At 68.5% G+C, this 21,516-nt stretch carries 25 protein-coding genes and 3 pseudogenes; 17 read left to right on the top strand and 11 right to left on the bottom strand.

Annotation, left to right across the window (positions count from 1 at the left end; all coding sequences use genetic code 11):
* The first annotated feature begins 358 nt into the window (after positions 1-358).
* Together ALMP_RS25575 and ALMP_RS25570 are read left to right on the top strand one after the other, a co-directional pair.
* A complete protein-coding gene (locus ALMP_RS25575) occupies positions 359-919 on the top strand; it encodes a hypothetical protein (RefSeq protein ID WP_264932192.1) in 561 nt (186 codons plus the stop codon).
* Between the two features lie 356 nt (positions 920-1,275).
* Positions 1,276-2,055, top strand: a complete 780-nt coding sequence (locus tag ALMP_RS25570) for a DUF4253 domain-containing protein (protein WP_264932190.1) — start codon at positions 1,276-1,278, stop codon at positions 2,053-2,055.
* Positions 2,056-2,148: 93 nt separating this feature from the next.
* Here the strand turns inward: ALMP_RS25570 and ALMP_RS25565 are convergent, their stop codons facing one another.
* Positions 2,149-2,703: a DUF6207 family protein gene (locus tag ALMP_RS25565; protein WP_264932188.1), complete on the bottom strand. Its 555-nt coding sequence runs from the start codon at positions 2,701-2,703 to the stop codon at positions 2,149-2,151.
* Positions 2,704-2,734: 31 nt separating this feature from the next.
* A complete protein-coding gene (locus ALMP_RS25560; RefSeq protein ID WP_264932186.1) occupies positions 2,735-3,193 on the bottom strand; it encodes a hypothetical protein in 459 nt (152 codons plus the stop codon).
* Between ALMP_RS25560 and ALMP_RS25555 the strand changes: the two genes are divergently transcribed.
* The 3 genes from ALMP_RS25555 (at position 3,173) to ALMP_RS25545 (ending at position 4,924) form a co-directional block, all read left to right on the top strand.
* On the top strand, positions 3,173-3,475 hold the full coding sequence (locus ALMP_RS25555; protein ID WP_264932184.1) for a transposase: 303 nt from the start codon (positions 3,173-3,175) through the stop codon (positions 3,473-3,475). The two genes, ALMP_RS25560 and ALMP_RS25555, sit on opposite strands and share 21 nt — an antisense overlap.
* Positions 3,476-3,610: 135 nt before the next feature.
* Positions 3,611-4,258, top strand: coding sequence for a hypothetical protein (locus tag ALMP_RS25550; RefSeq protein WP_264932182.1), 648 nt, complete (start codon positions 3,611-3,613; stop codon positions 4,256-4,258).
* Positions 4,259-4,447: 189 nt separating this feature from the next.
* A complete protein-coding gene (locus ALMP_RS25545; protein WP_264932180.1) occupies positions 4,448-4,924 on the top strand; it encodes a recombinase family protein in 477 nt (158 codons plus the stop codon).
* Between the two features lie 190 nt (positions 4,925-5,114).
* Here ALMP_RS25545 and ALMP_RS25540 read toward each other — a convergent pair whose 3' ends face one another.
* Positions 5,115-5,990: a sigma-70 family RNA polymerase sigma factor gene (locus ALMP_RS25540; protein ID WP_264932177.1), complete on the bottom strand. Its 876-nt coding sequence runs from the start codon at positions 5,988-5,990 to the stop codon at positions 5,115-5,117.
* An 86-nt stretch (positions 5,991-6,076) separates the two neighbouring features.
* Between ALMP_RS25540 and ALMP_RS25535 the strand changes: the two genes are divergently transcribed.
* Positions 6,077-6,535 (top strand): carboxymuconolactone decarboxylase family protein, encoded by a 459-nt coding sequence (locus tag ALMP_RS25535; protein WP_264932175.1) that lies wholly within the window; start codon positions 6,077-6,079, stop codon positions 6,533-6,535.
* A 135-nt stretch (positions 6,536-6,670) separates the two neighbouring features.
* Positions 6,671-7,471, top strand: coding sequence for a transposase family protein (locus ALMP_RS25530; protein WP_264932173.1), 801 nt, complete (start codon positions 6,671-6,673; stop codon positions 7,469-7,471).
* Here the strand turns inward: ALMP_RS25530 and ALMP_RS44180 are convergent.
* Positions 7,375-7,614 (bottom strand): IclR family transcriptional regulator C-terminal domain-containing protein, encoded by a 240-nt coding sequence (locus tag ALMP_RS44180; RefSeq protein ID WP_309299538.1) that lies wholly within the window; start codon positions 7,612-7,614, stop codon positions 7,375-7,377. The two genes, ALMP_RS25530 and ALMP_RS44180, sit on opposite strands and share 97 nt — an antisense overlap.
* 8 nt (positions 7,615-7,622) lie before the next feature.
* On the opposite strand from ALMP_RS44180, the pseudogene ALMP_RS25520 reads away from it, so the two are divergent.
* The 5 genes and pseudogenes from ALMP_RS25520 to ALMP_RS25500 all read left to right on the top strand — a co-directional run.
* Positions 7,623-8,105 (top strand): annotated as a pseudogene (locus ALMP_RS25520) (transposase); the annotation flags it as partial.
* 306 nt (positions 8,106-8,411) lie between these two features.
* Complete coding sequence (locus tag ALMP_RS25515) at positions 8,412-9,413, top strand: squalene/phytoene synthase family protein (RefSeq protein ID WP_309299537.1); 1,002 nt, start codon at positions 8,412-8,414, stop codon at positions 9,411-9,413.
* Positions 9,410-10,069, top strand: a complete 660-nt coding sequence (locus ALMP_RS25510; RefSeq protein ID WP_264932171.1) for an ABC transporter ATP-binding protein — start codon at positions 9,410-9,412, stop codon at positions 10,067-10,069. Before ALMP_RS25515 ends, ALMP_RS25510 begins: the two co-directional genes overlap by 4 nt.
* Entirely contained in the window at positions 10,066-10,893 is an 828-nt protein-coding gene (locus ALMP_RS25505) for an ABC transporter permease (RefSeq protein ID WP_264932169.1), read from the top strand. The genes ALMP_RS25510 and ALMP_RS25505 overlap by 4 nt, the downstream gene beginning before the upstream one ends.
* Positions 10,890-11,825, top strand: coding sequence for a phytoene/squalene synthase family protein (locus ALMP_RS25500; RefSeq protein WP_264932167.1), 936 nt, complete (start codon positions 10,890-10,892; stop codon positions 11,823-11,825). Before ALMP_RS25505 ends, ALMP_RS25500 begins: the two co-directional genes overlap by 4 nt.
* 290 nt (positions 11,826-12,115) lie before the next feature.
* Here ALMP_RS25500 and ALMP_RS25495 read toward each other — a convergent pair whose 3' ends face one another.
* Together ALMP_RS25495 and ALMP_RS25490 are read right to left on the bottom strand one after the other, a co-directional pair.
* Entirely contained in the window at positions 12,116-13,213 is a 1,098-nt protein-coding gene (locus ALMP_RS25495) for a polyprenyl synthetase family protein (protein ID WP_264932216.1), read from the bottom strand.
* 338 nt (positions 13,214-13,551) lie between these two features.
* On the bottom strand, positions 13,552-13,953 hold the full coding sequence (locus ALMP_RS25490; RefSeq protein WP_375803534.1) for an ATP-dependent Clp protease proteolytic subunit: 402 nt from the start codon (positions 13,951-13,953) through the stop codon (positions 13,552-13,554).
* A gap of 145 nt (positions 13,954-14,098) precedes the next feature.
* Here ALMP_RS25490 and ALMP_RS25480 point away from each other — a divergent pair, with 145 nt between their 5' ends.
* Positions 14,099-14,515 carry a hypothetical protein gene (locus ALMP_RS25480; RefSeq protein ID WP_264932165.1) on the top strand — a complete coding sequence of 139 codons (417 nt, stop codon included), beginning with the start codon at positions 14,099-14,101 and terminating at the stop codon, positions 14,513-14,515.
* 296 nt (positions 14,516-14,811) lie between these two features.
* Here ALMP_RS25480 and ALMP_RS25475 read toward each other — a convergent pair whose 3' ends face one another.
* On the bottom strand, positions 14,812-15,381 hold the full coding sequence (locus ALMP_RS25475; protein WP_264932163.1) for a 2'-5' RNA ligase family protein: 570 nt from the start codon (positions 15,379-15,381) through the stop codon (positions 14,812-14,814).
* A 664-nt stretch (positions 15,382-16,045) separates the two neighbouring features.
* Here ALMP_RS25475 and ALMP_RS44450 point away from each other — a divergent pair.
* Positions 16,046-16,351 (top strand): annotated as a pseudogene (locus ALMP_RS44450) (DUF1524 domain-containing protein); the annotation flags it as partial.
* An 11-nt stretch (positions 16,352-16,362) separates the two neighbouring features.
* On the opposite strand, the gene ALMP_RS25465 reads toward ALMP_RS44450, so the two are convergent.
* Positions 16,363-16,704 (bottom strand): ANTAR domain-containing protein, encoded by a 342-nt coding sequence (locus ALMP_RS25465; RefSeq protein ID WP_264932161.1) that lies wholly within the window; start codon positions 16,702-16,704, stop codon positions 16,363-16,365.
* Positions 16,701-17,579: pseudogene (locus ALMP_RS25460) on the bottom strand (protein kinase); the annotation flags it as partial. The pseudogene ALMP_RS25460 and the gene ALMP_RS25465, both read right to left, overlap by 4 nt.
* Positions 17,580-17,737: 158 nt before the next feature.
* Between ALMP_RS25460 and ALMP_RS25455 the strand changes: the two are divergent.
* Positions 17,738-18,004, top strand: a complete 267-nt coding sequence (locus ALMP_RS25455) for a hypothetical protein (protein ID WP_264932157.1) — start codon at positions 17,738-17,740, stop codon at positions 18,002-18,004.
* Between the two features lie 392 nt (positions 18,005-18,396).
* Positions 18,397-19,251, top strand: coding sequence for a YwqG family protein (locus ALMP_RS25450; protein WP_264932156.1), 855 nt, complete (start codon positions 18,397-18,399; stop codon positions 19,249-19,251).
* Positions 19,252-19,268: 17 nt separating this feature from the next.
* Here the strand turns inward: ALMP_RS25450 and ALMP_RS25445 are convergent.
* Positions 19,269-20,098 (bottom strand): IS5 family transposase gene (locus tag ALMP_RS25445; protein ID WP_375803535.1). Its coding sequence is split into 2 segments (ribosomal slippage): positions 19,269-19,762 and positions 19,762-20,098, totalling 831 coding nucleotides; the frame shifts between segments, so codons are not numbered across the junction.
* A gap of 45 nt (positions 20,099-20,143) precedes the next feature.
* Positions 20,144-20,527 (bottom strand): hypothetical protein, encoded by a 384-nt coding sequence (locus ALMP_RS25440; RefSeq protein ID WP_264932154.1) that lies wholly within the window; start codon positions 20,525-20,527, stop codon positions 20,144-20,146.
* Between the two features lie 276 nt (positions 20,528-20,803).
* Here ALMP_RS25440 and ALMP_RS25435 point away from each other — a divergent pair, with 276 nt between their 5' ends.
* Positions 20,804-21,475, top strand: coding sequence for a tRNA-dependent cyclodipeptide synthase (locus ALMP_RS25435; RefSeq protein WP_264932153.1), 672 nt, complete (start codon positions 20,804-20,806; stop codon positions 21,473-21,475).
* The last annotated feature ends 41 nt before the right edge of the window (positions 21,476-21,516 follow it).

Here is a 21,516-nt window from a genome sequence, read left to right as displayed (position 1 = left end):
CGCACGGGTGAGCACCTCAACCGACAGGCGAGTTCCAGCCAAAGTCAGATCGTGATCCCGCATCTGCGCAGATAGCTAAGAAGAAACCGCAGGTCAGGGCTCTATAGGGTTGGTTATAGACCGGGTGCCAGGGACGAAGTCCCCTGATCCATCTGGGATTTCACCCGGTGGCTGACGGTCGCCCTTGACCACGTCAAGACCACGCTCCGCCGCATACCGTCGTCCGCACAACGCGGAAAGCCGAGCAGGCCTACGCCGAACTCGCCGAGCAGGTCCACGGCAAGCAAGCCCCCCTGGGCCGCACCACCCCCGGCCCCCACGACGCCCGCCCACCCCCACCACCGACGCCGGCACCACCGTGCCACCGCTCGCGGGCCCGGTGTTCCGGCTCGCCGACTATCTCGAACAACACGGCCGCATCACCCTCCGACACCTGTGTCCACCTGCATCCTTCTGGCACGCCGCTCACACTCACCTCACCCACCCCGACGACCTCAGCAACCTCACCAAAGCGGCCGAAGACCGGCACCGCCTGCAATGGGGCCACCACCTCCTTCAACGCGCCGCCGACCACGGCATTGCCTACGCCCTGTACCGCCTGGCCGGGATGCGGGAGCAGGCCGGGGACCGGGACGGTGCCAAGGACCTCTACCGGCAGGCCTCCGACCACGGCGACATCACCGCCCTGTACTGCCTGGCCGAGATGCGGGATGAGGCCGGGGACCGGGACGGTGCCGAGACCCTGGCCCGGCAGGCCGCCGATTACGGCGACACCTTCGCCCTGGTCCGCCAGGCCGAGAGGAACATCCTCAACAGGCTGTGGCCGTACGGCCTGGATCCGGACGGCACACCGACATCTCCATGGCAACCGTCCGTGTCGGTTGAACAGAGCGGACACGTACTGCCAGGCACGTCGTAGGAATGCCGCCGTTTGCGGCTGGTGACGATCCTGCTGGCTTATTCGGTCATGCGGCAAGAAAGAGGTCGAGACGGCAAAGGTGACCGAAGCACGACCGGGAACGCCAAGACGGCCGCTGACGCACTGACCAACGAGTCACCAGCACCGCCGGGCGCGGAATAGGCCAGCAGAATCGGTGACACAGTTCTTACCGGAACGTCGGCCGCGAGTTCAGCGTGACTGAGGTGCTTTCACTGGGAAGCCACGGCGTCTTCGGCAGGCAGGCTCGAGAGTGCGGTGGGTTCATCGTCGCCTCTGAATCGGCAGGAATATGGGGCGGTGCGTGACCGAAGGGAGCCGAGGTCTATCGTCCAGGCATGGATTTCACCTTGCCAGAGGGACTGCCCCCGGGGCGGTTCGTCTCCTCGGGGTCGGCGTGCGTCTGGGTTGCGGACGAGCTGCCGCGTGACATTGAGGGGGTGTGGCGGCCCCTGCTGTCCAGGCAGGAAGACACCGGGCTGGTGCCGCTGCTGGGCGGGGCCTTCCTCGGCCGTCCGACAGACCTGGCAGAGATATCCGCTGTCCGTCTGGAGGATGTCCTGGCCTCGGACTTCGCCGAGTACCGGCGCCAACGTCTGCCCTGGTGGACGGACCCGACGCCGGAGCCGGTACCCGAGGGCATCGCGCCGTGGCCGCATGATCCCGGACCACCCTTCGAGACATGGCCGGGTCTGGCACCGGCGACGCCGGTCACGGACGCCGATCCAACCCCGGCGGACGCCGCAGCGCGCACGATCGGCCACCTTATAGCTACACACCCGTACGCGTTGGCCGGATGCAGCCTCGTGCTGGTCCCCGCGCAGCGCAGCGCAGATATCCCGGCACTTCTCGGCTGGGATGCGGAGGCTCCGCTGCCGCTGGTGTGCGCGCTGCTGCGCAGCTGGGAGGAGCGGTTCGGCGCTCGAGTGGTGGGAATGAAAGGTGAGTTGTTCGTCTCGGTTGCCCGCCCGCCGCAGGCCGCGGCGCACGCGGACCTCCTTGCCCTGGAGCATGTCTTGTCGACCGCCGGCAACATTGTCGACGACCCGCCGACGCCCTTCCCCGAGTACGCAGCGAGCCTGCCGCAGCGGACGCACTGGTCGTTCTGGTGGGACTGACACGTCGGGCCAGGTGCCGGACCAACGTTACGGGAGCCAGCGGCTGACCTGCAGATTCACTCCAGGCCAGCCCACCGGCCAATGCCGGGCCGGTCAGAAGTTCGCGGCCGGAATCTCCCCGGACGGCCACACGCAGCCCTCGCAGCGATCGTTCCGGTCGTGCCCGGCCGCCTCCCAGTGCGCCCGCTTCAGCGCCCAGAACGCCGCCCTGTAGGCCTCCCAGGCCCGCAGACACCATTCCCGCTCCACCGCGTCGAGATGCGACCAGCACGCCTGCAGGCCGTCGACCTCGACGAAGCCCTCCGGCCACTCTGCGGCCTGCCGGGTACAGGGCCGGCCGTCCTGTCGTGCCCGCACGCACAGCGGCTTCTCGGTGCCGAGCCGGGCGCCCCACGGCGGGGCGTGGAACCGCACCCAGTCCTCCGGCAGCGTCCGTACGACGCCCGGCGGCGGCAGCCGCACGTCCAGGTGCAGCCGCCCGCGGACGGCGCGCTGCCCGGCGGGCTCGGTGTCCACGGGGACCCCGGTCGACGCCCACGTCCCGGCCAGCCGCTCGGCGATCGCCTGCAGCGTCGCTGCGTCACCGGCCACGATGTCGACCACGGCCAGCCCAGGCTCCGCAACGAGTGCGCGGTTGATGTCTCCCATGCCGTGCGAGACGGCCCTCGTGCAGTCTCGGTTACGCGACGGGCGCGGCGTCGGGGACGACTGGCGGATGCAGCTCGCGCCGCAGCGCGCCCGCCCGGATGTGCGACTCCACCGTTCTCGCCAGACTCTCCAGGCCCTCGAGTTCGCGCGGTAGCGGCTCCACTTGGGGCCCGGTCAAGTAGGACGAGGCCGGCCGGGATGTCATCTGCTTGGGCAGCGCGCGGCGGCGCTTACGGGTTCCCATCGCCTCGCCGTACGCCGTCTGCACGGCCCGGTCGACACGCGGCAGCCCGCACTTGACCGGCGCGTCGAGCTGCGCGCCGTCCCGGCCGGCGTTGGCGGCCGCCGTGACCGCGTCCACCAGGTCGGTGTCGAACAGGTCGTTGCGCACCGACACCGTGTAGGCACGCAGCACGCCGTGCACGTACGCGCGGATCGCCGCCTCCGCTGCGGTCGTGGCCCGGGCGCCGTGCTGCTCTGCCAACTCCACGCGGGCCTCTTCTCCCAGTGGATCGGCTTCGGCAACGGTGGCGTCATCACCGACAATGACCCCGTCGAGCAGGAGAAGACCGCGAAGTTCAACGCTCTGCTCACGAACGCGGTGATCTTCCACAACGCCCTGGACATCGCCGAGATCGTGCGCCAGCTCCAGGAGGAGGGCCACGTCGTCGACCCCGAGGACCTGGCCCACATCTCGCCGTACTTGACCGAGCACATCCGCCGCTTCGGCGAATACTCCACCCACGAACTCGGCCTTGAACCGGAGGCGTAGGCCCCGCACCTGGACGTCGACTTCAGCCCGCTGCGCGGCGACGGTCAGCCGGAGGCCGACGGCTACGGCCAGGCAGCGTGACCTCGGCGGCAGGGCAACGTGTGGTCGTCGAATCACCGATGGCAAGATCGGGCCATGGGATTGAACATAGTGGTCGGGGTCCTCGTCGACGCCGAGGACGACGACTACACCGAGATGGTTCGCGCTGACTTCATCGCGATCGGCGAGCTACTGGAGCGTGCGGGAGCGCAACAGTGGACTGAGCCCGACCTCGATGAGGAGGAGGGCGCGGAGTTCGAGGCGTGGGGTTACTCGGGCCTGCACACCGTTCGCCGTCTCGCTGTCCACCTTGCAGCGGACGGGCGCCTGCCCGAGCCGTTGGACGGCAGCCAGCGGGCGACTGACGACCCGCTCCTGGGCAAGGTGTACGAGGCTCTCCCGAGTGATCCTCCTGGACCGTTCGACCATCTGGTCCATCATTCGGACTGCGAGGGCTACTACGTCCCCGTCGACTTCGCCCAGGTCATCGTGGACAAAAAGGCACCGGGCGGCTACCTGGGGTCTTCTGTGCGTCTGCTGGAGGAAGCCCGTCGACTCGCTGAAGCCCTCGGTCTTCCGGAAGACCTCGATCCGCACTCCGAAGAGGTCTTCGAGGCCGCCGATGCCGAGAAACTGGCCACCGAGGGGTGGCGACGCTACGGCGTCGAGTCCTATGTATGCCTGCAACTCCTCCACGCTGCGAAACTCTCAATCTCGACCGGGGCTGCCATTGCCTTCACCTGAGAAGGTGTCGTCAAACGATCGTTTGACGACAGGCGGCCGACGTGTCCAATAAACCCGTGCAATCCGGGGGTTCTCGGCGGCCTGAATCCAATCAGATCCGATGGTGATTGCTGACAGGGTTTGACGACAGATAGGGCTCGATCCTCCGTACGGAAGGGGCCCTCGGCGGCGAACCTGGTCTACAAGCGGGTGTCGACCGACCAGCAGTCGACCGCCCGGCAGAACCTCGTTCTGGACGAGGCCGGGATCGAGGACCCGGTCGTCTTCGAGGAGGACCCGGGCACCACCAGCCGCCTTCATCCCCTCCAGCGGCCGAAGTTCCGCGCACTTCTCGACTACGCGCGGCCGGGCGACACCGTGCACATCTCCGAGATGTTCCGCCTCGTCCGCGGCACCGGGCACATCCTCGACGTGCTCGACGTCCTGCACCGCGACCAGGTGGCGCTGCGCATCCACGACGGTGCATCCTCCGCGATGGACCTCACCGCCCGCCACCCGCGCACCGGCGAGCTGTTGTCCACCGTGAAGTTCATGGTGCAGACCCTCGCCGCCGCTGGCGAACTTCAGCGCGAGCTGACCTACGACGGACTGCGCGCCGCCGAAGCCAAGGGCAGCAAGGGCGGACGCCGCCCCGCCGTCCCGGCCGCGAAGACCGCCGACGTGTGAACCGCGTACCTGGAGGGTCGCTCGATCGCCGCCCTCGCCCGCGACCACGGGGTCAGCCGCGGCGCGATCCGCACGGCCGTCGCCGACCTCCCAAGGGGTCAGTGAGGTTTTCTCGGAGGCTAAAGTTCAACGTCGCTGCGGAACCAGGCGTGGACCACTTGGAGTATGCGCGGCCTTCGCCGGTAGGGAGTCACACCGGGTGTGGCAGGTCCATGCGCGCGAGTTTGGCCGGATCGATCACAGCGGTGATCTCGGTGATCTGGCCGTCGACGACGATGAAGGCGAGCAGGGAGAGCGGGGTGCCGTCTTCGCTCCACGAGATGACGCCGGGGCGGCCGTTGACGGTCGCCGCACGTCCTCGTGCCGCGCTGCCGGCCACTCGCGCGCGGGTGGCGACTTCGGTGGAACCGAGCGTGACGAACGTGCCGTTCGGGGTGTGGACGGTGAACTTCACTTCGGGGTGGAGTACCTGCAGCAGCTGCTCGAACTGACCGTCGCGGGCCGCGGCCAGGAAGGCTTGGACGACCTCGCGTTGTTGTCGTCCTGCGCTTTCCGGCTGCCGGGCGGCTTGTACTTTCCTGCGGGCGCGGCTGGCGAGCATCTTGGTCGCATCGGCAGATTTACCGAGAATGGTGCCGACCTCGCCGAAGGGCACGGCGAACACGTCGTGCAGCACGAACGCCAGTCGTTCGTCAGGGCGCAGCGAGTCGAGGACGGTGAGAAGCGCGAGGCCGACGGAGTCCCCGAGTGCCACGAGGTCTTCCGGAGCGGGAGCGTCGTCGAGCGTCACGGTGAATTCAGGTAGCTGGTCGTCGAAGGAGACTTCTGGGCGCGTCCGGCCCGACCGCAGAACATCGAGGCTGATGCGGCCGACCACGGTGGTCAGCCAGCCGCCGAGGTTGTCGATGGTGCCGGTGTCCTGGCGGGAGAGACGCAGCCACGCCTCCTGGACCACGTCTTCCGCATCGGCATGTGATCCGAGCATGCGGTAGGCGACGGCGCGGAGCCGGTCACGGTGGGACTCGAAGGCATCGGCGATCGGGTCCGCGGGATGGGTGCCGGCCATGGTGTTACCTCTCTGGAAGCTGCTCCGTCATAGGGATGACGCGCACGGGCGCCGCAACGTAACCCGATGAAGGAGAGCACTCCCAGATGGAAAACCGGCTCAAGAACAAGAACGCGAACAACCCCGATGTGTGGACCGCGATCCAGCACCTGCAGAAGGCGATCGCCGCCGGGGGCGTCGACCCGAAGCTGCTCGCGCTGGTCCACCTGCGCGTCAGCCAGATCAACAGCTGCTCGGCGTGCGTCTACGCCAGTGTCGCCGGGGGGAAGAAGGCCGGTGACACCGACGAGCGGCTGCACAACGTGGCGGCGTGGCGTGAGGCGCCGTTCTACACCGATGCAGAGCGCGCGGCACTGGCGCTGACCGAGGCCGCCACCCGGCTCCAGGATGGTGGGCCAGGTGTCACCGACGAGATCTGGGAAGAGGTCAACGCTCATTTCACCGAGGAGCAGATCGGTACGATCAACCTGGAGATCGCGCTGACCAACTTCTTCAACCGAATCAACCGCACCATCAAGGAACCGGCTGGCCAGACCTGGGGCTGAGCCCATCGTGGCTCTCACTCGCTGAGGCTTCCCCAGCGAAATGATCTTCGGGTAGGCCACGAGGCTGGGCAGGCGTGAAGCCCCTGGTAGGACTGATCTACCAAGATCATGTCCCCTCGAACCAGAGGCTTCACGTTGGTCACCTATTCTGCCGCGCTCGACGTCCCACGCCACATCGTGGAGTTCCTCGCCCGGCTGCTGGCCACCCACCGGCGCCGGATCGGCACGCCGAAGGGCTCTCGCGCCCTGGGCCCGTTCCGCCAGGCGGTGCTGGTACTGCGCTGGTTCCGAGAACACGACTGCGTGCACTGCCTGGCCCGGGACGCCGGGATCTCGCAGGCCACCGGCTACCGCTACCTCCATGAGGGCACCGGCGTGCTGGCCGCCCAAGCTCCTGATCTGCACGAGATGTTGGACCTCTGTCGCGCCGAGGGGATGACACACGTGGTCCTGGACGGCACCCTGATCGCCTGCGACCGGCTGGCCGGGGTCCGGGAGAACGGCAACGATCTGTGGTTCTCCCAGAAGCACAAGAGCTTCGGCGGCAACATTCAGTTCCTGGCCGCGCCGGACGGCACCCCGTTGTGGGTCTCCGATGTCGAGCCGGGTTCCACCCCGGACATCACCGTGGCCCGTATCCACGTGCTGCCCGCGCTGTACAAAGCCGCCGCCGACGGGCTTCCCACGCTCGCCGACAAGGGCTACATCGGCGCCGGCATTGGCATTCATGTGCCCGTACGCCGCCCCAAAGGCCGCTCCGAGACCGCCCTGGACCGAGGAACCCGCGCCACGAATGCGCTGATCAGACACGTGAGGGCGCGCGCGGCCGGCGGACGGGGTCAGCGGTTGCGGCTGAGCGGGTGGCTGAACCCCTGGGCGGAGATGAGGGCAGCCGCGTCGGCGAGGTCAGCGGAGAACCGCTCGACGGCCTCGTAGGGGAAGCGCTGGCTGGGCCCGCTGAGGGAGAGGGAGGCGACGACCGTCCCCGAGCGGCCGATAACCGACACGGCGACTGCGGTCAGGCCCTCGTCCCACTCGCTGCTGCTGACCGCGTAACCGCGCTGGGCCGCCTCCCGCACCCCGGTGTATCGTCCCGAGCCTGGCCGGATCCCTGGCCGCAGTCCTTGACCAGCGCAAGCTCCTGGCCGGGCGGATTGAAGAACTCCTGGACGCCCACCCTCTTTCGAAGGTCCTGACGTCGATGCCGGGAATCGGCGTCAGGACCGGAGCCCGCATCCTGACCGAGGTCGGCGACGGCAGCACCTTCCCGACCGCCGGCCACCTCACCGCCTATGCCGGTCTCGCCCCTGCCACCCGAAGTTCGGGCTCATCGATCCGCGGCGAACAGCCCTCCAGACGAGGAAACAAGCAGCTCAAACGGGCCTTCTTCCTCTCCGCGTTCGCCGCCCTGGCCGACCCCGCGTCGCGGACCTACTACGACAAGAAGATCGCCCAGGGCAAGCACCACACCCAGGCCCTGCTCTGCCTCGCCAGGCGCCGGGCCGACGTCCTCTTCGCCATGCTCCGCGACGGAACCTTCTACGAATCCCGGCCAGCCTCAGTCGGCTGATCCTCAGCGGCCTCGCCGCACACGGGGCAGTCTCGCTCGTCGACCGAGTTCATCACGACCGGATGACCGCAAAAGTCGCACGGCCGCATGGGATCTCGCCCGCCGACTCTCGAACAGGCACCTCATCACTCATGACAGCCACAGTGCCACCCGACCACCTTGACCAAAGACATAGGGGCACCTCCCGCCCCCACATTGACGCTGCAAACGTAGGCCAGCAGGTGCGCGGCTCTTGTCTTCGGCAGCTGTCCCCGGCCGGCCGTAGGCCGAGCCGTGACCGGGAAGGACGAGCGGCGTTGTCAGTGCATGCTGGAAATGGACGCCTTCCGAGCTGTGCTGCGAGGGCTTCGGCAACCGCGCCGTCAGCCCGTTCCACTCCTCGGTGACCGGCCGGTGGGTGAGCTTGCCGTGAGGCGTTCCTGGGACAGCTGCCTTGATGCCGCGGGCATCCGCGGCAGGGCGCTGCGCGCTGATTTCACGTGCGCTTCGAGGACGCTGTTGCGCAGGAGGCTGTCGATGTGGGCGCCGGCACGGCTGTTGGCGCCTGCGGAGGACCTGCCCTTCGGGTTGGCGTGTGCCGCCCTCCATGTTCTGTCCGACGACATCTGTGACACGGGTTCGGCACCTGAGCGACGCCGGCGCTTCGAGGCGTGGTGTGGGGAGTTGCGTTCCGCTGTGGAGACGGGCAGCTCCCGGCACCCGGTGGTCCGGGCGTATCTGCATACGTCCGGCGTGCGGGGGCTGTCCCACCGGTGGCTCCACTCGTATCTGGACGGCGCGCTCGCCGATGTGGACTTCGCCGGGTTCGCCGACGAGGCGGCTTACCAGCGGTATGTGGAGACTCTCACCTGGCCTGGGATGATGCTGACGGTCGGGCTGACACCGCGGCTGGTGTCCGAGGACGTTTTCGCCTCCTCCTGGCGGTGGGTTGCCGACACCGTCCAGCGCACGGACATTCTCATGGACCTGTCACGGGACATGCGGGAAGGACGCCTCTATCTGCCTGTGTCCGACCTTGAGCATTTCGGGGTGAGGCCCTCCGACCTCGCGGCCGGGCGTGACACGCCTGGTGTCCGGTCCTTGATCGCGGCTTCCGCGCAGCGCGGGCTCACCTCTTTGGGCTCGGCGCGGCGGGTGGTGGACGAGGTGGCGCCGTCCTACAGGCCGGTGACGCGGTTCGTGCTCGATCTGTGTCAGCACCGCCTGCAGATGGTTCTGGCGGCCGGCGCCGCGGTGACGCGTCGACCGGTGAGGGACGAGCCGTTGACGTGCCTGCGGCTGCTGGCGCGAGCTCGGCGCGCGCGATGAATGGGTATCGCCGGGCGGGTGTGGGTCAGGTCGGCCTTCGGGTTGAGGAGGTGTGGAAGGCCTACGGGCGACGCCAGGTCCTGCGCGGGGCGTCGCTCCAGGTGGATGCGGGCGCCCTGGTGGGGGTCTTCGGTGAGAACGGTGCGGGCAAGTCGACGTTGCTGAAGGTGATCTGCGGGCAGCTGGCTCCCGACGCCGGCAGGGTCCTCCGCGGCGGTCAGCTGGGGTACTGCCCGCAGCACGTGGTGCTGGACGAGCGGCTGACCGTGGCCCAGCATCTGCGGTTCTTCCAGGTCGCCTACCGGTTGCCCGGCCTGCAGCGGGCCGAGGAACTGCTGGACACACTGGGCTGTGTCCGCTTCCGCCGCGACCGGGTCGGTGTGCTCAGCGGCGGGACGCGCCAGAAGATCAACCTCGTCCTCGCCCTGATGCATGACCCGCCGGTCCTGGTTCTGGACGAGCCCTACCAGGGGTTCGACTGGGATACATACCTGCGGTTTTGGGAGCTGGCCGGGGAGCTGCGCAGTCGGGGCCGGTCGGTGCTGATGGTCTCCCACCTCGCGCACGACCTGGACCGCTTCGATGGCGTCCATCAGCTGCGGGACGGCCGCCTGGAACCCTTCCTGGCCGCCGCGCCGGACGGGGAGGCCCGATGAGGCGGTGGTGGCAGGCTTTCGGCACGGGGTGCTGGTTCGCGCTGGTGGGTCACGCCCGCAACCGGCTGGCCGTGGTGCTGGCGGTGGGCTTCCTGCCGACGTGGATCTGGCTGCTGCGGTCGGTCGCTGTCCACACTCCGGTGACGTTCGTGGTGCCGGCGGCGGGTGGCAGGCTGAGTGCCGACACCAGTCACGTCATGCAGATCACCGGAGCACTGAACGCGGTCACCGTGATCATCGGGTTCATGATGTTCATGGCCACCTTCAAGGCCGGCGAACTGGACCGCCGGCTGGTCCTGGCGGGTTTCCCCCGCGTGCCGCTGCTCCTGGCGAAGGTCGCGAGCCTGGTGATCACCTCGGTGGTGGTCGGCCTTTACTGCACCGTCTTGCTGTGCTGGTCCTGGCCCGTGCGACAGCCCGCCGAGATGGCTGCGGCAGTCATCGCGGCCGGACTCGTCTACGGGGGATTGGGCATCATGCTCGGCTCCGTCCTTCGGGGCGAGCTGGAAGGCCTGTTCGTCGTGATCATGACCAGCATCATCGACCTCGGCCTGCAAAACCCGTCCGCGAACCCGCTCACCGACCAGGCCGGGCTAGCGGCGCTGCCGCTGTACGGTCCGATGCAGACCAGCCTGGCCGCCGGCTTCACCTCCACGGTCCCACCGCGCTACCTCGGCGGGGCACTGCTGTGGTTCGTCGCCACCTGCACCGCGGGCCTGGCCCTATTCTATCTCCGCACACGGTCCTACCCGAAGCCTCCGGTAACCGGCGACCAGCACCTACGCCACCTCCTCTCCCCCCACGCCTCCGAGCCCGCGACATGAGCCGCCGCGCCCTGGACGCAGCCGGAATCACCGAACCAGCGCTGCGGGACGCCTACACCGCCTGCCTGCGCCTGAACTCGCGCACCACAAGCTCGTTCCTGCTGGCTACGCGACTCCTCCCCTTGCACTGCCGCCCTGCGGTCCACGCGCTCTACCGCTTCGCCCACGAGGCCGACGCGATCGTCGACGATCCCGGCTCGCTCTCGGACAAAGCCGAGCGTGAGGCAGCCCTGGACACACTCCAGCAGCAGCTTGATATGGCGCTGCGCGGCGAGGACTACGCCACACCATCACTGCGTGCTCTGGCCCACACGGTGGCCCGATATCACGTGGATCTGCGGCACATGGACGACTTCATGAACGCCATGCGCGCAGACCTGGCTGCGACCGAGTACCCCGACTACGGCAGCCTGCGCACGTACTGCCACGGCTGCGCCGCGGCGCCCGGCCTGATGACCGCGCCGGTCCTGGGAACGCTCGTCTCCCAGCGGGAAGCCGCTCCGCACGCGATCGCCTTCGCCCTGGCCTTGCAGCTGACCAACATCCTGCGCGACGTCGGCGAAGACCTCGACCGCGGCCGCCTGTACCTGCCGCAGGATCTCCTCCAGGCACACGGCGTCGACCGCTCCCGTCTGCAATGGAGCCGTCGCACCGGCAACCGGGACCATCGGATCACAGCAGCCGCGAAGTCGTTCGCGAGCCTCGCGAACGACTCCTACCGGGACGCGGCCACCGGCGTCGCAGTCCTGGTTCCGCAAGTGCGGCCCGCGCTCCACGCCGCGCTGGCTCACTACGCGGCCATCCTCGAGGAGATCACCAAGAACGGCTACGACGTCCTCCACCGCCGCGCCCGAGTGCCCCGGCACCGGCGTGCGGCCCTCGCCCTCACGTGCGTCGCCCGCGTCATCGCCGCCCGTGCGAAAAAGTCGTAGAGGTGGCGAAGTCGCCACCACCACCTCTCCCTCCGCAACGGAGGCAAGCCACGGACGTCGTCTGCAAGGGCGCGTACACCACGGTGGCCTGCCTGATCGGTCGCCGGCCCCACGGCGGATCCGGCCGACCGCCGACAGCACGGGGGCGGCGTGCGGGTGTTTCCCGCCCCGGCAGGCGAGAAATCAGCGAAGGCAGGCAGATGTTTGCCAACCCCACCGGCCCCGCGGGCCGGGTTCCGCCTTGCGTGGAGGAGGTTTCTCGCCCTGACTCGCCACGCGGGGGCCGCGGCTCATGAGGTGCGCACCGTGGCCTGCTGGGCGATCCGCCCGAGCTCCTTGCTGACCGGCTCCGGTAGGCCGGCCGCTGACAGCGCCCGCTGAGACCGGTGACAGCGTTCTTGGATCAGCCGCTCCACCTCCGCCCGAGCCCCGATCCGTTCCAGCAGGACACGGACACGCTCGGCTTCCGCCACGCCGAAGCCCGGGGTGGCGAGGAGCCGCCGCAAGGCGTCCGCGTCGGCGGGGGCGGCGCGGTCCAGGGCGACCGCCAGCACGGTCGTGTGTTTGCCCGCGCGGAGGTCGTCCAGCGCCGACTTCCCCGTCGTGACGCAGTCCCCGAACACGCCCAGCAGATCGTCGCGGAACTGGAAGGCCTCGCCCAGCGGCAAGGCATAGTCGCTGAGCGCATCCAGCAGAGCCGGCGAAGCGCCGGCGGCAGCGGCGCCGATCTGCAGCGGCCGCTGGACGGTGTAAGCGGCGGTCTTGTACCGGGCGATCTGTACCGCACGCCCAATGTCCGCGGTGGGCGAGCCCTCGGCGGTCAGGTCGAGATACTGGCCGTACATGGTCTCGGTGCGCATGGCGGCGTCCAGGCGCAGCACTTCGAGCAGCCGGTCCTGCGGCAGGCAGGCGGTGTGGAGGAGTTCGCTCGACCAGGCGAGGGCGAAGTCACCGATGAGGATGGCCAGGTTGCGGCCCAGGCGGGCGGCCGTGGCGGCCGGACGGTCCGGTTGGTGCCGTACGGTCATGGCACGGTGCACTGTCGGCTGCCCGCGGCGGTCGGCGCTGTCGTCCATGACGTCGTCGTGGATCAGGGCGGCGGCGTGGAACAACTCAAGCCCGGCGGCCACCCGCACCACCGCCTCGTGGTCCCCCGCGCCTCCTGCCGACATCCATCCCAGCAGACACAGCCTGGGCCGCATCCGCTTGCCGCCGGCACCGACGAAACGAGCGATGACCTCGGCCGCCACTGTTGGCAGTCCCTGGGCCTGGCACTCGAGCAGCTTCGCGCGGAGGAACCCGCATAGCACCCCCATCACCCGCTCCTGCGCGAGATAAGAGCCCGCCCGTTGCAGGGGCTGATGGGGTCGGTAAACGGCCGGCGGCATCACTCGCACATCCGGGCGGGCTCGCACTCGATCACATTCCAGGCAACGAATGGCTCCAGCAGGCGTCGCGGTGCCTCGCAGCCGACCACACGAACGGCTGACCAGCGCGCATGAGCAGAAGAGTGTCCTCCCTGCGCGCGCAGCGCGCGCCCCCCAGCGCTGCATGCGAAGGGAGGCCGGCCGGTGACGGCGCGTGAAGCCCGCCCTTCGCGTGAGCGGGCCGGCGCCCGCTTCGCGGGCTTCGGCCTCGAGGCCTTCCGCTTCGCGTCTCACAGGTCCCCGACCGATAGGGGGTGCGGGTGAAGACTTCGTGACGCCCAGGGATCGACCACCCAACCTCAATCGCCGAACAGCGCACCTACAGGTGCGGGAGCCGGGAGGACAGCGTCGATCAGGCCGTACTCCGCGGTTTCTTCGGGGGTGAACCATCGGTTCAAGGTGAAGTCGGTAATGACCCGATCGGTCTGGTGGCCGGTGTGGCGGGCGAGGAGGTCGGCGATGCGCGCCCTGGTGTAATGCAGTTCTCCCGGCCGGTTCCCCGGGACCATCTCGCAGGCGCCCGGAAGTAAGGCCGGCAGGTGCAGCATGATCCGCGTGTTCGGCAGCGCAAACCGGGTTTCCCGGCGCTCCGGCGGTGAGGAGGAACTGGGTTCTCGCTGCGGCTGTCGTATTCCGGCAAGGCTGTGCACCGGGTGTTTTCCACCGCAGGTCAGGAGGCGTTCTTCGAAGGCCGTGTGCATGCCTTCCGGGTGCTTGGCGGTGTCCCGCGGGCGCACATGCGCTACGACAACCTGCGGGCCGCGGTCGAGCGGGTTCTGGGCTTCTACCGGGGCCGGTGGAGACGGACCGCTGGACGGCACCGTTGGGGCCTTGGCCGGAGGTACGGTGCAGGTGCAGAGCCAGGCCGTACTCGTTGTCGATCCAGATGCGGCCGCTGTCGACGCGGCGTTGCGCCAGGTGGGGGTTGGTGAAGACGTGCTCCCCCGCACCGGGGTTGACGGTGACGGTGATGTCCTCCAGGCACCAGTGAGGCGCGTCCCCCTTGGGCTCCATGCGGACGCAGACCGGGTAGCGGTCCAGATCGGCGGTGTCCAGGGCGGGCTTGCGCGGATCGTTGCGGTCGGCGTGCTCGACGTTGGCGCCTTCACCGAGGATGAAGGATGTCTCGGCTCCGCGGCCGAAGTCGTCGTCGCTTCCGGTGGACAAGCGGAACTCCTGACCGACGATGCCCAGCCAGACCGCCGCGCGGGTGTCGGCGTCTGCCACACCCCGAGGTTTCGGTCACGGCAACGATCTTGGTGATGGCTGTCATGGTGCCCCCTTTGTGCTTGCGAGAGCGGCTTGCTGCCGCAGGTCACATGAGGTCCTCGAAGGGGAAACGATCCGCTACGCCTGGCCGGCCGGGGGACCACTCCGAGGTGGGTTGGTACGGGCTCGCGTTCGAGGGGCCAGGTTGAACTCGTCATGCGCCGATTCGTGGCCTGGCGCCCGCCGCGAGTCCGCACGCCGCGTCGCCGGTCTTCACCCCAGCCGCACCACGGACCGGGAAGAAACGGCAGGACGGCGGCAGCGCCGGTGTCTGCGTCCGTTCCGCGTGGTCAGGCTGAGGGGAGTTCCCTGCGCGCGAGCAGGGTGAACGCGACCGGTGACACCTCCTTTTGCACGTCCACGCTCGGCGCCGGTCCGCTGGTCGAGGGGAGTTTGAGGGCTTTGGCCTCCGCGGCCGGGAAGTCCTCGCGCGCAAGGCCGAGCGTCACGTGGGGCCAGAAGCCGTCCTCGACGATGTCCAGACCTTGCGTGATCTCTTCCTGGATACGGGCCAGTTCGGGACTGTGCTCGACACCGAGGCGGACCTGCTCCGTCTTCTGCACGACGTCCTCGTCGTAGCGGTAAGCCGGATCCTTCTGCAGGCTCCAGCTGCCGTGCCGCACCTCACCGGTCAAGCGGACCACCGGTGCCGGCCACTCCCCCTGCCCGACGAGGGTCCGGACATCCGCCAGCTTCCGCTCGTCAGCGCCGTGGACGAAACCCAGAGTGATGTGGATGTGCTCCGGATGCTGCGGATCGACCCGGTCCTGGCAGTCTCGTTGCAGATCTACCAGGGCATCCACCAGCGTTCCAGGAACCCTCAGGCAGATGAAGGCATTCGTCGTCTGACCACTCGCCATGAACTTCCTCCAGGACTCTGGTTTCCCCAGACCGCGCACAAGCGCGGGCCTGAAAGGGATAGCCACATAAGAGACCTGGTTCAGCTGTGCTGGGGAGGTCTTCACCCGAGCGGGTGAGCGTCTTCACCGCAGAAACGATCATGCCTTCGGCCGGGCAGGGGCACGAAAGCCCATGCCTCGCCGGTGGGAGTACACGTTCCGTGCCACGGACGGTTCCCGGTAGAGAGCGGCCGGGTGGGGCGATGGTCACGGTGGCGCACGACGGGTGCGGCACCGGTTGCGACTGCTGCCGCCTCCCTCATACGTGGGGTTTCACCACGATCGAAGGCGGAGAGACGGCTGTGCCCCTCCCGCTGTCCAGAAGGGAGCAACCGAACCTGATAGCGGGAGAAATCCATGAGCAAGATGTCCAGAAGTGTCCGCGCGGTGTGCCTCGCGGCAACAGCCGCAGCGGTGTTCGCCGGCTTCTCCGCCCCGTGGGCCACGGCCGCCGCCCCGCAGCAGAAGGCGTCGCCGTCCGCGCCGCCGCGGTCGCGGGCGCGGCCGACGTCACGCTGCCGCTGCGCGAGGCGATCGCCCAACTGGACGTCGCTGTCGATGACCGCACCGGCTACGACCGCGAGCGCGAGTTCGGATCCGGCTGGACCGACGCCGACCGCGACGGATGCAGCACCCGAGCCGAGGTCCTGCTCGACGAAGCCGTCACCCCGCCGACCAGGACCGGACGCTGCACCCTGACCGGCGGCAGCTGGTACTCCTGGTACGAGGACCAGACCGTCATGCCACCGACATCGACCACGTCGTACCGCTCGCCGAAGCCTGGAACTCCGGAGCGCGCTTCTGGACGCGCGACAAGCGCGTCGCCTACGCCAACTACCTGGACGACCCACGCCACCTGGAGGCCGTCAGCCAGCGCTCCAACCGGCAGAAGTCCGACCAGGACGTCGCCGCATGGCTGCCGATCGAAGCCGCACACTGCCGCTACCTCACCTCCTGGGTGCCCATCAAGCTCTCCTGGGCGCTCACCGTCGACGAAACCGCCTGGCCCACCGGCTCCCGCAGCGGCCGCCCCAGCGCCCAGGCGATCAGGTTTTTCGCGACCGTGTGTAGTTTGATGTTGGTGTGCTGGGAGGCCTCGCGCAGCACCTCAAACCCGGCCGCCGGCGGGAGCCGGTGGGTCGCGACGAGGACACCGATGGCCTGGTCGACCGTCGCGTGGGAGTCGACCGCATGCCGCAGCTGGGCGTTCTCCTGCTCAAGACGGGCCACCGCAGCGTCACGCGTTCCGTCGGCTTGGGGCCGCTGTTCGCGGGAGGTCGTCATAGCGCGGCCAGGAGAGGCGGAGCGGTGGTGAGGGGCGGCAGCGCTCCGTGCAGGTGCTGATCCTGGAAGTCGTGCTCGTACGGTCCCGTGAAGGGCGGGGTGCCCTCCAGAAGCGCGTAGGCCAGAACGCCCAGGGCGTAGATGTCGCTGGCGCTGGTGGCCCGCTGGTTGTTCCAGCTTTCAGGGGCCATGTACGCGAAGGTGCCGTGGAACTTGAAGGTGTGCTTCACGGTGGTGGCTTCGGCGTAGCGGGCGATGCCGAAGTCGGCCAGGCACCAGCGGCCACCGAACAGCAGGATGTTCTCCGGCTTGAGGTCGCGGTGCACGATCTCGCGGTCCTTGAGGTCGGCGAGTGCTTCGGCGACGTCGGACAGGACGGCGACCGCCTCGTTGAGGGACAGTCGGCCGTGCTCCTGGAGGTGGTCGCGCAGGGACTTCTTGGCACGGGGCATCACCAGCACCCACTGGTCCTCGTGCTCGCCGCTGTCGATGACCGGCACCACGTTACGGACGCCGTCCAGATCAATGAAGAGCATCTCGCGCTCGGTGCCCGGCGCCTTCGGCACGAGCTTCACCGCCGCCTTCTCACCGGCGGTGTCCTCCGCCTCGAACACGGCGCCGAAGCCGCCACCCCCGAGGCGGGCGCCGATATGGGTCAGGCCGGTGGTGGTGTCCCGTGTCTTGCCGAGGAAGCCCTTGTCGTCGGGCCAGGGCCAGTACAGCGGCGTGCCGCGGTCGGTCCCGAAGGGGGTGGTGTAGCGCTTGGTGAACGCCAGGGTGGTGGCGTCGAGGGCGAGGCTGGAGGTGCCGTGGTGGTCGGCGGCGAGAAATTTTAGTTTGCTGCCGGTGACGCCTGCCGTGGCGTAGCGAGTTGAACCCCAGTGCGGGGTCCAGGCCGGCGGCGTCACGGTAGGCGGCGAAGCGGGAGTCCAGCCGCTGGACCCCGATTCGCGGGCCTCGCTCGGACGGCCAGAGGGCCCGGCTTGGCGAGTGCCGCGTCCCAGGCCGCACCTCGCTGATCCATTCCTCGATCATGCCGGGTGTCCAGTGCCAGACGGTCAGCACGCTGCGGCGGATGCTGGAGGACGATGAGCTCCGCGCCAAGTCCGGCCTCCTCCAACTCCACTTCCACGACGCCGTTGTCGACCTTGCCCGTTACCTCCATGCGAGCGGCACCATCGAGAGGATCTTCGCCCGCCCGCTGCCCGTGGTCGTGTTCGACATGGACTGCCCAGGCTGGGAGGAGGAGGCGACCAAGGCCGCCGACCCGGCCGAGCTGATCGAGGGCTTCCTGGTGTGAGCCGAGTCGGGTCGGCAACTCCACGCCCCTGTCGGAGGCGTGCCGACGAGACACACCGAGGCCTCAAAACCATCGCCGACACGCCGCAACCAATACGCGCTCCCTCCAGCCGGCCAGTGGAGCGAAAAGGACTCCGTGCGGTGGAGCCCATTCTTTGGGCTCCACCGCACGACTCGGAAGTAGCTCCACGACGGACGAAGTTGATCTGGCTCCACCCGGCGAGGTGCTCCCCGAAATCGGAAGCTGTGGGTTGGTTGGGGGTGGTAGTGGCGGGCTGTGGGTCTTGTCTGCTGGGGGGGGCTCAGTGGAACCACGTAACTGGCTACGCAATCCTGCGGTGGGGGTCACGGGGTTCGGGGGGAGTGTCGGTGGGGTCGGAAATGATGGATGCCATGACTGATGAGCCATACTCCCGGCTTGCTGCCGAGCACCTTCCCGGCGATCTTGTTCAGCGCTGGACAGTGCTCCTGCGCCCGTGCGCCCGCCTGCGCCGGGCCGAAGCCGATGAGCAGATCGTGGCCGTCCTCGGCGGGGCCCCGGAGCTTCCAGCAGGGGCCGCCTGGCCCGAGTGGCCCGGATACGGGCCCTTGTCGTTCGTCGCTTCGGTGCGGTGTGCTGGACTGTCCCGAGACGGGCTTGCTGAGAAGTTCCCCCAGGACGGAACTTTCCTCTTCTTCTACTTCGACGGTCAGGTGGACGAAGACGCCTTCGTGTCCGTCGACGACCCCGAGACCTGGGCCGGGGCCCAGGTGCTGTACATCCCGGAGAACACCCCGGTCTTGCCGACGGACACGCCCTCTGTCCTGGAGCCATTCCCGCGTGTGGAACTCAGTGCACGCACCGGGCAAAGCGCCCCGGACTTGTGGCTGCCCCAGGCCCGGCGAGCCCTGCTCGGCGACACCCGGCACTGGCCCCACCCCCGCGACACCCCGGCCGAGCTCAAACCGTTCGTCCGCTCCTTCGGGCAGCTGCGCACCCGGATCGACCACCAGATCGGCGGCCACGCCGTGCCCGTCCAGGGCCCGGTGGAGTACGAGATCGCGAACGCGACACTCGGCGGCATGCACGCATGGGGCGACCAACCGCTGGACCAGGAAGCCGAACGTTGGGTTCTGCTCGCCCAGTTCGGCAGCGACAGCGACGCGAAGATGATCTGGGGCGATGAGGGCACCCTCTACTGGCTCATCCGCTCCGAAGACCTCGCCGCCCACCGATTCGACCAGGCCCGGCTCGTAGTGCAGGGCTAGGAGTTGTCGTCAGAGTGTCACGCCCACATCAGGAGTGAGGCGAGGATTACGGCTGCTTGGTATGACTCGGCAGTCTTGTCGTACCGGGTGGCGATGCCGCGCCATGGCTTCAAGCGGTTGAAGCACCGTTCCACGACGTTGCGCCGCTTGTAGACCTGTTTGTCGAAGGCCGGTTGGCGGCCACCCCGGCTGCCACGCCGGGCCCGGTTGCCGGCCTGGTCGGCCCTTTCTGGAATCGTGTGCGGGATGTTCCGGCGTCGCAGCCAGGTGCGGATCGCCTTCGAGCTGTAGCCCTTGTCGCCGATGACGTGGCCGGGCCGGACACGCGGCCGTCCCGGCCCGAGGCGGGGTACGCGTATCGCCTTCATCACAGCGATGAACTGGGTGCAGTCGTTGGTGTTGCCGCCGGTGACCACCAGGGCTAGGGGGCGCCCCAGGCCGTCGCAGGCCAGATGAATCTTGCTGGTCAGACCGCCCCTGGAGCGACCGAGCGCCGGGCTGCGGTGCCCCCTTTTCGGGCCCCGGCTGCGTGCTGGTGGGCCCGGACGATGCTGGAGTCGACCGACACCAGCCAGTCGATGTCTCCAGCTGCATTCGCCCGGGCCTGCGCGGTCTGCAGCATCCGGTCGAACGTGCCGTCCGCCGCCCAGCGGCGGAAGCGGGTGTGCAGGCTGGCCCAGGATCCGTACCGCTCGGGCACATCTCGCCAGGCCACCCCGGCCCGGAACTTCCACACGATCCCGTTGAGCATCGTCCGGTCGTCCAGCCGAGGCCGCCCCATCGACGTCCGAGGCAGCATTGGCCGCACGAAATCCCACTCGGCACCCCTCAGTTCATGACGTCGTATCACCCGATCACGATCCACCAGCCGAGATTACATAGGCGACGGAACCTAGCAACTCGTCTCGGCGCCGCTGTCCACATACGAGTCGATACTGACCGAGTAGCCAGCCCCGGTGGTGAGGTCGGGGCGGCTTCCGTGACCTTCCTCCTCGAGGCGCTCGGCGGTGAGGAAGACGATCCACAGGGCCATGCCCTCTCTGGTGAAGCACAGTTCGCCGGGCAAGGCTTCGGGGTCCGGAATCCATCCGTCCCGTACCACTGCCGTCTGGTAGTACGCGGTCACGTCGGCCCGTGTGCCGGGGAAGGCGTACGTCCGGCTGGCGTACACCACGACATCGCCGCTGTCCGCCCAGCAGCCGGCGTCCACCTCCTCGAACCCCCGAGCGATGGTGGCCCCCTCGGGCCGGGAGTCGAGGATGTCGAGCGCTGCCATCTCCTTCACCCGGTCGTCAGTCCCCTCGCAGTCTCTGGCGAGTTCCTGCAGCGCGCAGCCGGTGAGCGTTGCGGCTGCAAGCGCGGTCGACAGGAGCAGGGATATCGGGCGGGTGGCACTACTTGTCCGCAGGATCAAAGAGGGCTCCAAGGTGAAGGCCGGGGCGGAGGGAGGAGGGGCCGCCGGACAAGAGAGTCATCCGTGCCGGCTCCGGAGCAGACACGGCCCAGTTCTACCAGCAGCCGTGACCCTCGCTCTTGATGTGAGCGTGGCACTTTGACGACACCGCCTAGATGCCGCGAGATCCTGGACCGCGGCGAGCATGTCCTGATCGGCATTTCCCTGAGGAACAGCTACTTCTCCGAGGAGCGCATCACCGAGCTGCTGCGCTGGTCGTCCGACGTTTTCCGCCGCATCGACGTCATCATCCCCGACGCGGCAGACGTCGAGACCTGGCTGGCCCTCGGATACTCCGACGCGCAGGCGTGGAAGAAGACCCGGTCGACGGCGTCACGCATCCGCAACCGAGTCGCACGGGCGCGGGTCGCGGCGGGCGTGCCAGCGGAGCGATTTCGGCAGTTCATGCTCTCAGAGTTCACTTCGCGGTCGGATTACCAGTCGGCGATGCGGAGGTGCGAGGAAGGCATCGCATGTGACAGCGCACTGCGCGCACTCTTCCTGCGCCCTGCCGGCCAAGCTCTGCGACCTCACCTGTGCAGCAGTGAACCCACGCCCGCGCAGGCCGAGATGGCCATGCGGTATTTCATTGCAGAGATGCCCATGCTGCTCGACGCGCGCGGCCTACTCGAAACGGAAAGCACCACGATTGTCTATCACCGGCGCCTTGACTACCTGGACCGGATCATCTCCGGCGAGACCCCGCTCAGGATGTGCAGGAAGCAGGCATTCGTCGTGGTCCGCCCGAGGCTGACGGGCATCGAGGTCTAGCCGTGGGAGCAGCCGGACCTCCCCTGGAGTTCAGCGCCGAG

This window comes from Streptomyces sp. A012304, from assembly GCF_026008495.1.
Lineage (GTDB): Bacteria > Actinomycetota > Actinomycetes > Streptomycetales > Streptomycetaceae > Streptomyces.
The sequence above is the reverse complement of the archived record's forward strand: the minus strand, read 5'-3'. Positions and strand labels throughout refer to the sequence as shown.

Coding starts and splice junctions, on each gene's coding strand:
- ALMP_RS25495 (WP_264932216.1), bottom strand. CDS start 13,213: ATGCCGCCGGCCGTTTACCGACCCCATCAGCCCCTGCAACGGGCGGGC.
- ALMP_RS25510 (WP_264932171.1), top strand. CDS start 9,410: ATGAATGGGTATCGCCGGGCGGGTGTGGGTCAGGTCGGCCTTCGGGTT.
- ALMP_RS25475 (WP_264932163.1), bottom strand. CDS start 15,381: ATGGCGAGTGGTCAGACGACGAATGCCTTCATCTGCCTGAGGGTTCCT.
- ALMP_RS25440 (WP_264932154.1), bottom strand. CDS start 20,527: ATGGCAGCGCTCGACATCCTCGACTCCCGGCCCGAGGGGGCCACCATC.
- ALMP_RS25535 (WP_264932175.1), top strand. CDS start 6,077: ATGGAAAACCGGCTCAAGAACAAGAACGCGAACAACCCCGATGTGTGG.
- ALMP_RS25550 (WP_264932182.1), top strand. CDS start 3,611: ATGGGATTGAACATAGTGGTCGGGGTCCTCGTCGACGCCGAGGACGAC.
- ALMP_RS25455 (WP_264932157.1), top strand. CDS start 17,738: ATGCCGGGTGTCCAGTGCCAGACGGTCAGCACGCTGCGGCGGATGCTG.
- ALMP_RS25490 (WP_375803534.1), bottom strand. CDS start 13,953: ATGCACACGGCCTTCGAAGAACGCCTCCTGACCTGCGGTGGAAAACAC.
- ALMP_RS25515 (WP_309299537.1), top strand. CDS start 8,412: ATGCTGGAAATGGACGCCTTCCGAGCTGTGCTGCGAGGGCTTCGGCAA.
- ALMP_RS25500 (WP_264932167.1), top strand. CDS start 10,890: ATGAGCCGCCGCGCCCTGGACGCAGCCGGAATCACCGAACCAGCGCTG.
- ALMP_RS25505 (WP_264932169.1), top strand. CDS start 10,066: ATGAGGCGGTGGTGGCAGGCTTTCGGCACGGGGTGCTGGTTCGCGCTG.
- ALMP_RS25450 (WP_264932156.1), top strand. CDS start 18,397: ATGACTGATGAGCCATACTCCCGGCTTGCTGCCGAGCACCTTCCCGGC.
- ALMP_RS25565 (WP_264932188.1), bottom strand. CDS start 2,703: ATGGGAGACATCAACCGCGCACTCGTTGCGGAGCCTGGGCTGGCCGTG.
- ALMP_RS25540 (WP_264932177.1), bottom strand. CDS start 5,990: ATGGCCGGCACCCATCCCGCGGACCCGATCGCCGATGCCTTCGAGTCC.
- ALMP_RS25570 (WP_264932190.1), top strand. CDS start 1,276: ATGGATTTCACCTTGCCAGAGGGACTGCCCCCGGGGCGGTTCGTCTCC.
- ALMP_RS25465 (WP_264932161.1), bottom strand. CDS start 16,704: ATGACGACCTCCCGCGAACAGCGGCCCCAAGCCGACGGAACGCGTGAC.